The sequence below is a fragment of the Psittacicella hinzii genome (assembly GCF_003585885.1).
In the GTDB taxonomy this organism is placed as follows: domain Bacteria; phylum Pseudomonadota; class Gammaproteobacteria; order Enterobacterales; family Psittacicellaceae; genus Psittacicella.
Genome location: NZ_NRHC01000108.1, coordinates 1 through 12,584, shown reverse-complemented (window position 1 = coordinate 12,584; position 12,584 = coordinate 1). Strand labels below are relative to the sequence as shown.

General features: G+C 32.9%; 15 protein-coding genes. 1 reads left to right on the top strand and 14 read right to left on the bottom strand.

The window, feature by feature from the left end; genetic code table 11:
* Positions 1–148: 148 nt before the first annotated feature.
* The 14 genes from nqrF to CKF54_RS07075 form a co-directional block, all read right to left on the bottom strand.
* Positions 149–1,378, bottom strand: coding sequence for an NADH:ubiquinone reductase (Na(+)-transporting) subunit F (nqrF, locus tag CKF54_RS07140; RefSeq protein WP_119525666.1), 1,230 nt, complete (start codon positions 1,376–1,378; stop codon positions 149–151).
* Between the two features lie 10 nt (positions 1,379–1,388).
* Entirely contained in the window at positions 1,389–1,988 is a 600-nt protein-coding gene (gene nqrE, locus CKF54_RS07135) for an NADH:ubiquinone reductase (Na(+)-transporting) subunit E (protein WP_119525665.1), read from the bottom strand.
* A gap of 8 nt (positions 1,989–1,996) precedes the next feature.
* Positions 1,997–2,629, bottom strand: a complete 633-nt coding sequence (locus CKF54_RS07130) for an NADH:ubiquinone reductase (Na(+)-transporting) subunit D (RefSeq protein WP_119525664.1) — start codon at positions 2,627–2,629, stop codon at positions 1,997–1,999.
* Positions 2,619–3,446, bottom strand: coding sequence for an NADH:ubiquinone reductase (Na(+)-transporting) subunit C (gene nqrC / locus CKF54_RS07125; protein ID WP_119525663.1), 828 nt, complete (start codon positions 3,444–3,446; stop codon positions 2,619–2,621). Before nqrC ends, CKF54_RS07130 begins: the two co-directional genes overlap by 11 nt.
* A 1-nt stretch (position 3,447) precedes the next feature.
* On the bottom strand, positions 3,448–4,731 hold the full coding sequence (locus CKF54_RS07120) for an NADH:ubiquinone reductase (Na(+)-transporting) subunit B (RefSeq protein ID WP_119525662.1): 1,284 nt from the start codon (positions 4,729–4,731) through the stop codon (positions 3,448–3,450).
* 8 nt (positions 4,732–4,739) lie between these two features.
* Positions 4,740–6,080 carry a Na(+)-translocating NADH-quinone reductase subunit A gene (locus tag CKF54_RS07115; protein WP_119525661.1) on the bottom strand — a complete coding sequence of 447 codons (1,341 nt, stop codon included), beginning with the start codon at positions 6,078–6,080 and terminating at the stop codon, positions 4,740–4,742.
* Positions 6,081–6,719: 639 nt separating this feature from the next.
* The gene (locus CKF54_RS07110; RefSeq protein ID WP_119525660.1) at positions 6,720–7,037 is read right to left on the bottom strand and encodes a BolA family protein; all 318 of its coding nucleotides are present in this window, start codon (positions 7,035–7,037) and stop codon (positions 6,720–6,722) included.
* Complete coding sequence (murA, locus tag CKF54_RS07105; protein ID WP_119525659.1) at positions 7,037–8,308, bottom strand: UDP-N-acetylglucosamine 1-carboxyvinyltransferase; 1,272 nt, start codon at positions 8,306–8,308, stop codon at positions 7,037–7,039. Before murA ends, CKF54_RS07110 begins: the two co-directional genes overlap by 1 nt.
* A 95-nt stretch (positions 8,309–8,403) precedes the next feature.
* Positions 8,404–8,658, bottom strand: a complete 255-nt coding sequence (locus CKF54_RS07100) for a BolA/IbaG family iron-sulfur metabolism protein (RefSeq protein WP_119525658.1) — start codon at positions 8,656–8,658, stop codon at positions 8,404–8,406.
* Between the two features lie 17 nt (positions 8,659–8,675).
* Positions 8,676–8,993 (bottom strand): lipid asymmetry maintenance protein MlaB, encoded by a 318-nt coding sequence (locus CKF54_RS07095; protein WP_119525657.1) that lies wholly within the window; start codon positions 8,991–8,993, stop codon positions 8,676–8,678.
* Positions 8,994–9,004: 11 nt separating this feature from the next.
* Positions 9,005–9,676 carry a phospholipid-binding protein MlaC gene (locus CKF54_RS07090; protein WP_119525656.1) on the bottom strand — a complete coding sequence of 224 codons (672 nt, stop codon included), beginning with the start codon at positions 9,674–9,676 and terminating at the stop codon, positions 9,005–9,007.
* A 19-nt stretch (positions 9,677–9,695) separates the two neighbouring features.
* Entirely contained in the window at positions 9,696–10,163 is a 468-nt protein-coding gene (gene mlaD, locus CKF54_RS07085; RefSeq protein ID WP_119525655.1) for an outer membrane lipid asymmetry maintenance protein MlaD, read from the bottom strand.
* Positions 10,164–10,169: 6 nt separating this feature from the next.
* Positions 10,170–10,940 (bottom strand): lipid asymmetry maintenance ABC transporter permease subunit MlaE, encoded by a 771-nt coding sequence (mlaE, locus tag CKF54_RS07080; protein WP_119525654.1) that lies wholly within the window; start codon positions 10,938–10,940, stop codon positions 10,170–10,172.
* Positions 10,941–10,954: 14 nt separating this feature from the next.
* Positions 10,955–11,779: an ABC transporter ATP-binding protein gene (locus CKF54_RS07075; protein ID WP_119525653.1), complete on the bottom strand. Its 825-nt coding sequence runs from the start codon at positions 11,777–11,779 to the stop codon at positions 10,955–10,957.
* 196 nt (positions 11,780–11,975) lie between these two features.
* On the opposite strand from CKF54_RS07075, the gene lpcA reads away from it, so the two are divergent.
* Positions 11,976–12,566 (top strand): D-sedoheptulose 7-phosphate isomerase, encoded by a 591-nt coding sequence (gene lpcA, locus CKF54_RS07070; RefSeq protein WP_119525652.1) that lies wholly within the window; start codon positions 11,976–11,978, stop codon positions 12,564–12,566.
* Positions 12,567–12,584 lie beyond the last annotated feature (18 nt).

Genomic DNA, 12,584 nt, shown 5'->3' with positions numbered 1-12,584 from the left:
CGCGCTTATATTTTGCACGGACTGTGGGGACTATGAACTAGGTAACTTAGGTTCTAAACATTTACCCTAAAGTTACACAATTCTAGCAAAAAATATCCACAATAAAGAAAAGGTAGGAATTACTTCCTACCTTTTCTTTATTTGTTTGTTAGCCACCAAAGTCGTCTAATAAGATATTATCTTTTTCAACACCTAGGTTTACTAACATGTCAATAACTGCTTTAGTCATAACTGGAGGACCACACATGTAGTACTCACAGTCTTCAGGAGCTTCATGTTGTTTTAAATAGTTTTCATATAAAACATTATGAATAAATCCTGTATAACCATCCCAGTTATCTTCTGGCTGTGGATCAGATAAAGCAACATGCCATTCGAAATTGTCATTTGCTTTCTCTAACTCATTAAAATCATCTGCGTAGAACATTTCTCTTAATGAACGAGCACCATACCAGAATGACATTTTACGTTTAGTATGAACACGTTTTAACTGATCAAAAATTTGTGAACGTAATGGAGCCATACCAGCACCACCACCAACAAACACCATTTCAGCATTTGTTTCTTTAACAAAGAAGTGACCAAATGGGCCTGAAATAGTAACTTTATCACCTTTTTTCAGAGACCAAATATATGATGACATTTTACCTGGTGGTAAAGATAAATCTTTAGGAGGTGGAGTAGCAATACGTACGTTTAATTTAATAATGCCTTTCTCACCTGGGTAGTTAGCCATTGAGTAAGCACGAGTAATATGCTCATCAACAGTTGATACACAACTAAAGAAATTAAATCTATCCCAATCTGAACGATATTTTTCAGGAATATCATAGTCAGCATATTTTACAGTGTGTGGATCTGCTTCAATTTGAATGTAACCACCAGCACGGAATGGAACTTCTTCACCTTCAGGAATTTTTAGAACTAATTCTTTAATAAAAGTCGCAACGTTATCATTTGAAATAACTTCACATTGCCATTTTTTCACCCCAAAAATTTCTTGAGGAAGTTCTAAATCCATGTCACCTTTAACATTAACTTGACATGCTAAGCGATACCCTTCTTTGGCTTGTAATTTAGTAATGTGAGCTTCTTCAGTTGGTAATAATTCTCCACCTGACTTTACAATTACTTTACATTGACCACAAGAACCACCGCCACCGCAAGCACTTGATACGAAAATACCATGAGAAGCTAAAGCTCCTAATAGTTTACCACCACGAGGTACTTTTTTATCTAGTGAAGGATCATTGTTAATGTGTAAGGTTACGTCACCTTGTTGTACTAAATATTTTTGTGCAACTAGAATTAAAGCAACAAGTAATAAAGAAATTACTGTTAAAACAATAACTCCTAAAACTATTATATCTTTTGTCATTTACTCCCCCTTACAGTTTAATACCAGAGAAGATCATAAATGACATAGCCATAATACCAGCTGTAATGAAGATAATACCAATACCACGTAAACCTACTGGGATATCGCTATATTTCATTTTTGTACGTAGACCAGCTAATAATACGATTGCTAGCATCCAACCTAAACCAGATCCTAAACTAAATACTACACTTTCAGCAAAGTCATAGCTTCTTTGTACCATGAACTGAACACCACCAAAAATCGCACAGTGCACAGCAATTAATGGTAAGTAGACACCTAAAGCATTATATAAAGAAGGAATAAACTTATCTAATACTAACTCTAGAATTTGTACTAAAGCTGCGATAATACCGATGAATACAATGTAGCTAATAAAGCTTAAATCTATACCATCAATTAACGCACCTGGACGTAAGATGTAGTAGTACACTAGATAAGAACTAGGAACTGCTAGTAATAATACTACAGTAACCGCAATACCTAAACTAATAGCAGTTGAAACTTTCTTCGATACCGCCAAGAATGTACACATACCTAAGAAGAAAGTTAACGCCATGTTTTGGATAAAAATGGAATTAACAAATAGTGATAAGTAATGAGATAACATGCATTCTCCTATTCTTCACGTAAACTTGGTTTAAGTTGACGTACTAACCAAATTAGTAAACCGATAATAAAGAATGCTGAAGGTGCTAATAATAGTAAACCGTTAGGTACATACCAACCCCCATTATTAACAGTAGGAAGAATTGTCATTCCTAAAATGCTACCAGAACCAAATAGTTCTCTCACAATACCTACTATCACTAAGATTAAAGCATAACCTAAACCATTAGCAAAACCATCGATAAATGATGGAATTGGTGGTTCTTTCATTGCAAATGCTTCAGCTCGTCCCATAACAATACAGTTAGTAATGATAAGACTCACATAAACTGAAAGTTGCTTAGATAAATCATAAGCATATGCACGTAAAATTTGGTCAACTAAAATTACTAAAGTAGCAATGATTACTAGTTGAATAATAATACGAACATTATTCGGAATATAATTTCTTAATAGAGAAATAAAGAAACTTGAAAATGCTGTTACTAAAGATACTGAGATACCCATAATAACCGCTGTTTCTAACTTAACAGTAACTGCTAACGCCGAACAAATACCTAATACTTGAATTGCAATTGGGTTATTGTTCACAAATGGCGATAGAAATACCTGTTTCATGCTTGGTTTATTATTATCTGCCATTTAGATTCACCTCACCAGTTCTGATATTTTCTAGAAATTTAGCATAACCTAAGTCACCTAACCAGAATTGTAATTGGTTATTTACACCATTAGAGGTTAGAGTTGCACCTGTTAAGGCATTTACTTGGTGTTGTCCATCAGTAATGTTTTTAACTAAACTTAATTTAGCAACTGTAGCTGAACTATTTGCACCAGTTAATTCGTAAACTTTTTTACCAACAAACTGTTTAGTAAAGTTTGGATTCTCAACTTCACCACCTAATCCAGGTGTTTCACCTTGCTGATAGTAAGTTAAACCTGTTACTGTATTAGCATCAGCTGTATCGATAGCAATTAAGCCATACATTACAGACCAAAGACCATTTCCATAGAATGGTAAAACAACTTTTTCGATTTTACCGGTCTCGGTATTTTTTACTAAGTAAACTTGTAGAATATTAGCGATTAAATTATTTTTTAAACCTGGAGTATTCTCACTTGAAGAAATACTTTGTCTATATTTAACATTGTTAAATTTATTTAAAATTAATAAATCACTGTATTCTTTTTTAACAGCTTCTTCTGGATCTACAAAAGTACCAGTTAAACGATCAACATATCTTGTTTCGATATTTTGATTAAAAACGCTTTGTAAATTTTGTTCAGTGAAATTTATATCACTTACTTTAAGAACAAATCGCTGTGTGTTTGCTTCAATTTGTTCTTGTTGTTTACTAGCTAATGAGGTTGAAGCTAAGGCAACGATAAACGCACAAACAATTGATACTAAAGCAACAAACCCCGTTACGTATATGGTAGAGTTTTTATTTAATGCCATATTATCTAGCTCTCCTACGTTTAATATTACGTTGCACAACAAAGTAGTCAATTATAGGAGCAAATAAGTTTGCAAATAGAATTGCTAACATCATTCCTTCTGGGAATGCAGGGTTAACTACACGAATTAGCACAACTAGAACACCGATTAAAATTCCGTACCATAGCTTACCTTTTTCAGTAAACGAAGCAGAAACTGGGTCAGTTGCCATAAATAGCGTACCTAACATCCAACCACCTAACACCATATGCCACCAGAAAGGTAAAGCAAATAATTCTGGGTTACTTGTGTATTGTGCAATTAAGTTAAAGAATAAACTCATTACTACAGTACCTAGAATTACCCCTAGTACAATTCTCCAAGAAGCAATACGTGTAAATAGTAAAACAAAACCACCAATAATTAAAGCTAACTTTGAAACCTCACCAATTGTACCAGGCATATAACCAATAAATGCGTCAAACCATGTTAATTGTTGACCTAGTACAGTTTGAGAGTGACCAAGAGCTAATTGACCTAGTGGAGTTGCTCCTGAGAAAGCGTCAGCAGCCGTTGATAACTCTCTTAACACTCCAACGGTGTTGTGATTTGACGCTGTATACCAGATCGAATCACCTGTAATTTGTTGAGGGTAAGCAAAGAATAAAAACGCACGACCCGCTAATGCTGGGTTCACTAAGTTTTTACCTGTACCACCAAAAATTTCTTTAGCAATTACAACACCAAAAGTGATACCTAATGCCGCTTGCCATAATGGAATAGTTGGAGGAAGAATTAAAGAAAATAGAATTGAAGTTACGAAGAAACCTTCATTTACTTCGTGCTTACGAATTGAAGCAAATAATACTTCCCAGAAACCACCCACTACGAAAACTGTTACATAAACAGGAACCCAGAAAGCAAAACCAATTAACATTTTGCTAAACCAACCAGCTGTAGCTGGGTCAAAGTTAGCACCTAAAAAGTATGCTAATTGATAGTGCCAGTCACTATTAATTAAATTTTGTAAACCTACTTCAGTTAAATTAGCAGTAGCAAATGATTGAAGAGTCAGGTTACCTACATTCCAACAACCAAAAAATGCTGCTGGGAATAAAGCTAACCATACAGTAGTCATAATACGTTTTAAGTCAATTACATCACGTACATGTAATCTACCGTTTGTTACACTTTTCGGGGTATAGAAAATAGTGTAAACCGCTTCAAAAAGAGCGTACCAGCGTTGGTGTTTTCCACCTGGTAAAAAAGAAGGTTCTAATTTATCAAATAACTTTTTTAAGCCCATAAATCTTATTATCCCTCTTTCTCAATTTTATCTAGAACTTGTCTTAAGTAAACTGCATAATCATATTTACCTTGACAAACAAAAGAACATAATGCGATATCTTCTTCAGCTAATTCAAGAACACCTAAATCTTGAGCTGAATCTGTATCCCCAGAAATAATATCTCTTAATAATAAAGTAGGATAAATATCTAAAGGCATTACACGCTCAAATAAGCCAATCGGCACCATACCACGACTAGAACCATTAGTTGTAGTTGTTAATGGTAAATCCTTTTTACCGAAGAAGTTTAAACGAGATAGGGAGAATTTTTTAGGTTGAGGTAAGAACCAACCTAGAAAATCTTGTTGTGTTCCTTCTAATAAAACAGTTAACTGATTATCATATTGCCCTAAATAAGCATATACATCAGAAGCTTTAAAGCCATCTAACGCAGAACCTGAAACAACACGATTTGTACCTGATTTTAACTTATTAAAAGTTACATCAGTAACAGCGGCACCATATGGAACTCTGTAAAGAGTTGGTGCTTGTACTTGTGGACCACTTAAAGCGATAACTTTAGTACCGTCTAAATAACCTGTTGAAAATAATTTACCAATTGAAATTACATCTTGGTAACTTAAGTGGTAAGCTACTTTCTCTAAAGTAACTGGTGAGAGGAAATGAATGTGAGTACCAACTAAACCAGCAGGGTGAACACCTTTAAAGTTTTCATATGTAAAACCTTCTACTTTAGTAAGTTTAAAGTTAGGTCCACCTACTACGAATTTATTTGGAACATCAGCAAAAACTTCTCTTAATACTTCAAGACCAAAGTTAAAGTTTTCTGTCTCTGCAGCTAGAATTGTATCAACATCAGCATGACCAGGATTTGTATCATGAGCATTAATAAATAAAGAATTTGGTACTAAATCTGGATCTGCTAAGTTATTAAATGGACGAGTTCTTAAAGACACCCATAAACCAGAATTTAATAACTGCTCTTTTAATTCTTGACCTTTACCTTTAAGATCTTTTAATTCATAAGAGGTAAACTCTACTCCTTTACCAGCATCACTATGATCAACCTCAATCACTAAAGATTGAAACATACGACGCTCGCCACGATTAATAACTTTTAAAGTTCCGTTTACAGGTGACGTAAAAGCAATTTTAGGATACTTTTTGTCAGTACAAACTACTTGACCCTTCTTTACAGAATCACCTTCGCGTAACTTAATAGTTGGCTTCAAATTATTAAATGATGCACCAACTACTGCAACTTCATTAACCGTAACATCATTATGAATTACTCTGTCCGGATTACCAGCTAATGGTATATCCAAACCTTTTTTAATAGTAATCATAGTTACCCTCACTCTTAAATAAACAGATCGGTTGCGATAATCTATTTATATTTTTAATTTTTTAGTAAAAATTAAATGATTTTACACTTTACCATTCGCGCAGGCGATTAAAAGACAAAATAAAGAGTAAAATTTTTTATTTACAATTTCTTAGTTTATGTATAAATTTTTAATAAATATACACTTGGTTATTATAGCATTTTCAAGGGATAAAACTTAAGTAGATACCTAAGATTTAATTTAGTTAAGCTTAAAAGCACCTCTACTTAAGAAATATTCACATATAAGATTAAAAAATTTTAACTTTTATTAACTTAAAACTCTGTTATGATTTTAAGATGATTTTTCAAGTACTTAAACTTTTCTCCATCTAACCAAAATAATAAAATTTTGTTAACATCTTTAAAATTTCATATGCTTAAGTAAAATTAAATTATGGTGATAAAGCACAAAATAAAAATTAGAGGGAAAGCTCATTATTGTGAGCTTTCCCTCTAATTATCTAATGTATTGAACTATAACGTAAAAAATATAACTTAAAATCGTTCTTTAACTATCTAAAAAAATCACGATTTCTTTTTAAGTTTTTTTCAAATTTGTGAAATAAATCACATTATTCACGTATTATACAGTCGGTTATTACTTATTTTTACCTAGGCATTTCGGTGATTCAAATATCTCTGGAGAATTCTCCCACTCCGATTTTGTAAATAATTTAAGGCTTAAAGCATGTATATCATTAGATAAAACATCTTTTAAACTTTTATTTACCAATCTATGCCTTTGCACTAAAGTTAGACCTACAAACGATTCACTAGCCATTATAACTTTATAATGAGATCCAGCTTCAGGACCACCATGATGCATATATGACTCGTCAACCACTTCTAAATGCGTAGGGGTAAATTCCTTAGTTAGAATATGTTCAATTTGCACTTTATTTGGATGGATAAACATTATTCGGCTCTTACAATGGTACAACCTATTAATTTCATTCTATCTTCTATTGACTCATAACCTCTATCAATATGATAGATTTCGTCAACATGAGTAGTTCCCTTAGCTACACAACCAGCAAGTACTAATGAAATTGAAGCACGAAGATCAGTTGCTTTTACATGAGCTCCTGATAGTTGTTCAATTCCTTGGATATAAATAGTATTGCCATTTTGAGTAATATTAGCGCCCATTCGTTGTAACTCTGGAACATGCATAAATCTATTTTCAAAAATAGTTTCAGTTACAACACTAGTTCCCTCAGCTAAGGTATTTAATAGAGTAAACTGTGCCTGCATATCAGTAGCCACCCCTGGATATGGAGCTGTAATAATATTAACAGCTTTTGGACGACGCCCTTCCATGTCACAAGTTACACTATTATCTGTAAGAGTAATTTTCGCACCAGCTTCTTCCAGTTTAGCTAGAGTAGCGTCTAAGTGATGAGGATTTATATTCGTACAAGTTACCTTAGATCTAGCAATTGCTGCAGCAACTAGGTAAGTACCACATTCAATTCTATCTGGGATAATTTCATACGTAAAATTCTCTGGAGTATTTAAACTTTTAACTCCAGTAATTTTCAGAACTTTAGTTCCAATCCCCTCGATTTGAGCACCTTGAGCTACTAAGAAGTTACAAACATCTACAACTTCTGGTTCTGTAGCAACATTTTCCATATGAGTTACTCCATCAGCTAATACTGCAGCACACACAGCTGACACTGTAGCTCCAACAGAAACTTTGTCAAAGAAAATGTTACCAGCTTTTAAACCCTCTTCTGCTGTTGCAATAACATATCCCTCTGAGAATTCAATTTTTGCGCCTAGTTTTTTTAAAGCTTCTAAGTGCATATCAATTGGACGAGAGCCAATTGAACAACCACCAGGTAATGATACTTTTGCATAGCCAAATTTTGCTACAAGAGGAGCTAAAGCCCAAATTGAAGCTCTCATTTTGCTAGCTAACTCATAAGGTACTGTAAAGTTATTTATAAATTGAGGTTTAAAGTTTATTCTATTATTTTCTAATTCAGGTAGTACTTTTGCACCAAAATTAGTGAAAATATCACAAGTATATTTAATATCTGTGAGATTAGGTATATTTGTTAACTCAATATCACTAGATCCTAAAATCGCAGCAAAAAAGATCGGTAATGCAGCATTTTTCGCACCAACAATCTTAATTTCCCCCGCTATCTTTTGCCCACCATTAATAATAAAATGTTGCAAAATAAAACTCCCTAAAGTCTAAAAATCTTTTTGTAGTAGTATAGCACGAAAAAGAGCACTCTTGAGAAGATCAAGGTGCTCTTTTGAGTTAAGGACTAAAACAAATGTTTTTGAACTTTCCACTCTTCGGGTGTATAAGTTTTAATATGCACTGCATGCACTTCACCAGAAGATAAAAATGTTTTAGTCGCTCGCATAATATACTGTTGCTTCTTAAGAGTGCTCATTTCAGCAAAACTAGCAGAAACAGCTACTATTTTTAAGTGATTACCCTCTAAAAATAGTTTAAAATCATCTAATTCTAACTTTTTTAGCTCATCACCAATTCTAACGAGTAGATCTTGTTCCAATTGTTATAAACTCCAAATTAAAAATATTTATTTAAAAACTCTGTAAGATCATAAAGACTAGCGAAAACTTTTATTCTCTCTGCAGCCTGTAAATGAACTTCTTTAGTTTTTAAAGCTTTATCATCTTCAACTTTTCTAAGAAGTACAAGAATTAAAGCAAAACCTGAAGTATCCACACTTTCACACTTTGAAAAGTCGAATGATACTGTCGCCGTTTTTACTGATTTTAATTCGTTTATTATCTGATCTACGTTTTTTTCTAAAGTAGCAACCGTTGAATGAGTTAAGTCATTATTAAAGGTTACAACACCTTCCTGCAGATCTATTGTATACATAAATAAACCTACTATTTATTTGTAGTTGCGTCGCCTAAGATATTGTTCATGTGGTTTTTCACATACTCAGTTAGGCCTGATACACCACTTTGACGTAAAATAGGTTGCCATTCTGTAGCCTTGGTATTAACTAAAGAAATACCTTCTGCACTAAAGTCAACAATACCGTATTGGTTATTTACGTTTACTAATCTAAAAATAATATTGTAAGTCGTACTACCATCAACTAAATTTACTGCAGTAGTTGCTGTATTTTGTACTACATTAGTATTGCCAATTTTTACAGTTTGATTGTTGTAAAAAGCCATAGCTTCGATAAAAGCGTTTACCATGTAATCTTCAATTACAGTTCTAAACTCTACAAGTTGTTCTTTTGTTGCAGTACGCGCGTATGTATTTAATAAACTTAGAGCGATATAATTGCTGTTTAATAAAGGCAACACATTTTGCTTAATGTCATTACGTAATGCTTGATCACTTGAAGATACTTTTGGATATTTTTTAAGAATTGTAATCGCATTATCTAGAGCTGCTTGAGTAACTGCTGTAGGGTTTGTTCTATCTACTGAAGCTACTTGAATAATGTTAGCATATGCTACTGGGGTAATTGCAACACCTGATGCTAAAAATAATGAGCTACCTAATAATAAAGATGCTAAAAGTTTTTTTGGTGTATTAATCATAAATATGCGTCCCTATTAATTATTTATCACCAAATGCAAATTTAGAAATTAAATCTTCTAAATCCACTGATGAAACTGTATTAGTAATTACTGATCCATTTGTTAACATAGTCGTAGTTCCTGGTAAATCAAAACCTACTTTTAAGTCAAGATATTTGTCACCAAGAATACCGTTAGTTTTTACTGATAAAGTTGAATTATTAGGAATTTCGTTATATTCATTTTCTAATTTAATTACAACTTTTGGCTCATAAGTTACAGGATCTAAAGAGATGCTTTGTACATACCCAACCTGTAAACCACCAATTTTTACAGCTGCATTATTTTTTAAACCGTTAATGTTTGTAAACGTTGCTGAAACTGTATAGTAATTTTTTGTATTTGAGAAAAATTTAAATCCTACATTCAAAGACATGTAGATAAAACATCCTATTACAAATAGGATAAATAATCCAACAAAGAACTGTATTCTAGCTGAAACTCTCATATTTATTTAACCGAATAGATAAATTGTTATTAAAACATCAATAAATAAGATACCTAAAGACGAAACTACCACGGTATCTGTTGTTGCTTTTGAAACACCTTCAGAGTTTGGTATTGCAGTATAGCCTTTATAAACTGCTACCCAAGTAATGAAGAAAGCAAATAATATTGATTTGTAAAAACCATGTAAAAAGTCATTTAGATCTGTGTAACTTTGTACTGAGCCCCAGAAATTAGCATAAGGAATTTGCTTCCAATCAATACCTACTAAAGCAGCCGCTAAGATTGCCAAAGCCATAAAAGTTACAGTAAGTAATGGCATTGAAATAATTGACGCCCAAAATCTTGGAGCAACAATTCTTCTTAGGGGATTTACTGCCATCATTTCTAAAGAACTTAATTGTTCTGTTGATTTCATTAAAGCAATTTCTGCTGTTAATGAAGAACCTGCACGTCCTGCATATAACAGACCGGTTACTACAGGAGCTAATTCTCTTAAAACTGCTATAGCAGTCATAGTACCTACAAATGATTCAGCACTAAAGGTTGTTAAAGCTTCATATGATTGCAATGCTAATACTGCACCAATGAAAAAACCAGCTATACCAATGATTGGAAGAGAACGTACAGCTAAATTATAAATTTGTTTTATTACTAGAGGGAAGTGACGTAAATTAGGTTTTGCAATAATAGACTGGCCTAACATTAAACCAGAATAACCAATATTATTAACAAAATTAATAGTCCACTGCCCAAGTTTTCTAATAATTTCTACCATAGTTGAAAAAATCGTTAAGCTTTACTTTCATCTATTTGTGAAAAAAGCTCTGTTTGATAATCTGGAGCCGGTTTATGGAATGAGATAGGACCATCTGATGAAGCAGTTAAGAATTGGACTACATATGGGTCTTTACATTCTATTACATCTTCAGGAGTACCTTCAAACAATACTTTCCCATCCATTAAAATGTAACAATAATCAGCTATAGTTAACACTTCTTGAATATCATGTGTTACCACTATAGAAGTTAATCCAGCTGTCTGATTTAAATCTTTGATTAATTTAACAATAACCCCAAAAGAAATCGGGTCTTGCCCTGCAAAAGGCTCATCATACATAATTAGTTCTGGATCAAGAGATACAGCTCTTGCTAAAGCTGCACGTCTTTGCATACCTCCAGAAAGCTCATTCGGATAAAGCTCATGAGTTCCACGTAAGCCAACTGCTTGTAGCTTCATAAGCACGATCATGCGTATGATTTCTTCACTTAAATTCGTGTGCTCGCGTAACGCATAAGCAATGTTGTCGTAAATAGTCATGTCGTTAAATAACGTAGCTGACTGGAACAACATTCCCATGTTTTTACGCATTTCATATAAATCTTTAGTAGATGCAAAACTTATCGACTTGCCATTAAAGAGGATATCTCCTTTATCAGGAATTAATTGACCGCCGATTAACTTTAATAAGGTAGTTTTACCTATACCAGAAGGTCCCATTACCGCAGTAATTTTACCTTTCTCAAAATTCATTGATAGGTTATTGTAAATCTTATTACTACCACGTGAAAAGTCTATATTTTTTACTTCTACGATATTATTATTTGATTTTACCATAAGAAAAATAGGAATCTGACTATTGAGTATTATATAGTCAAAAATATAAACTTAAATAAAAATTTGTTCGAAACTTTGTTTTTTATTAATATTTGTGACGACTTATTGTATAATATTTAGTAGGTTATTGCAGAATTAAATTAAGTAAACACTCAGTTATTTAATTTTATTCATCCTCTATAATTAGAAGGTTGATATGAGCATTGATATCATTAAACAAGAATTATTAGAAGCTAAAACTACTTTAGAAAAAGTTTTAGAAAATGAAACACTTTTAAGTCGTGTTGAACAAGCTGCAAAAGTAATTTCAGAAGCTTTAAAAAACGGAAACAAGGTAATCAGTTGTGGTAATGGTGGATCACATTGTGATGCTATGCACTTTGCTGAAGAGCTTTCTGGTCGTTACCGTTTAGATAGACCTGCATATGCTGCTATGGCTATTTCAGACCCCTCTCATCTAACATGTGTGGGTAATGACTATGGCTTTGAATTCGTATTTAGTCGCTTTATAGAAGGACTTGGTAAAAAAGGTGATGTTCTTTTTGCTATATCTACCTCCGGCAACTCTGAAAATATTCTAAATGCTTGTCACGCAGCCAAGAAAGCTGGAATGAAAATCATTGTTCTTACAGGTAAAGATGGAGGAATGATTTATAAATACGCAAACCTTGTTGACGTAGAATTAAGAGTTCCACACTTTGGTTATGCTGATCGCATTCAAGAAATTCACATCAAATTTATTCACATTCTCATTTTATTAATTGAGAAAATGATGGTAACTGATTAAACAAAAAAGAATTCTTAG

What these genes read in the sequence shown, in the direction of transcription:
- nqrF (WP_119525666.1), bottom strand. Translation starts at nt 1,378, where the DNA reads ATGACAAAAGATATAATAGTTTTAGGAGTTATTGTTTTAACAGTAATT.
- nqrE (WP_119525665.1), bottom strand. Translation starts at nt 1,988, where the DNA reads ATGTTATCTCATTACTTATCACTATTTGTTAATTCCATTTTTATCCAA.
- CKF54_RS07130 (WP_119525664.1), bottom strand. Translation starts at nt 2,629, where the DNA reads ATGGCAGATAATAATAAACCAAGCATGAAACAGGTATTTCTATCGCCA.
- nqrC (WP_119525663.1), bottom strand. Translation starts at nt 3,446, where the DNA reads ATGGCATTAAATAAAAACTCTACCATATACGTAACGGGGTTTGTTGCT.
- CKF54_RS07120 (WP_119525662.1), bottom strand. Translation starts at nt 4,731, where the DNA reads ATGGGCTTAAAAAAGTTATTTGATAAATTAGAACCTTCTTTTTTACCA.
- CKF54_RS07115 (WP_119525661.1), bottom strand. Translation starts at nt 6,080, where the DNA reads ATGATTACTATTAAAAAAGGTTTGGATATACCATTAGCTGGTAATCCG.
- CKF54_RS07110 (WP_119525660.1), bottom strand. Translation starts at nt 7,037, where the DNA reads ATGTTTATCCATCCAAATAAAGTGCAAATTGAACATATTCTAACTAAG.
- CKF54_RS07095 (WP_119525657.1), bottom strand. Translation starts at nt 8,993, where the DNA reads ATGTATACAATAGATCTGCAGGAAGGTGTTGTAACCTTTAATAATGAC.
- CKF54_RS07090 (WP_119525656.1), bottom strand. Translation starts at nt 9,676, where the DNA reads ATGATTAATACACCAAAAAAACTTTTAGCATCTTTATTATTAGGTAGC.
- mlaD (WP_119525655.1), bottom strand. Translation starts at nt 10,163, where the DNA reads ATGAGAGTTTCAGCTAGAATACAGTTCTTTGTTGGATTATTTATCCTA.
- mlaE (WP_119525654.1), bottom strand. Translation starts at nt 10,940, where the DNA reads ATGGTAGAAATTATTAGAAAACTTGGGCAGTGGACTATTAATTTTGTT.
- CKF54_RS07075 (WP_119525653.1), bottom strand. Translation starts at nt 11,779, where the DNA reads ATGGTAAAATCAAATAATAATATCGTAGAAGTAAAAAATATAGACTTT.
- lpcA (WP_119525652.1), top strand. Translation starts at nt 11,976, where the DNA reads ATGAGCATTGATATCATTAAACAAGAATTATTAGAAGCTAAAACTACT.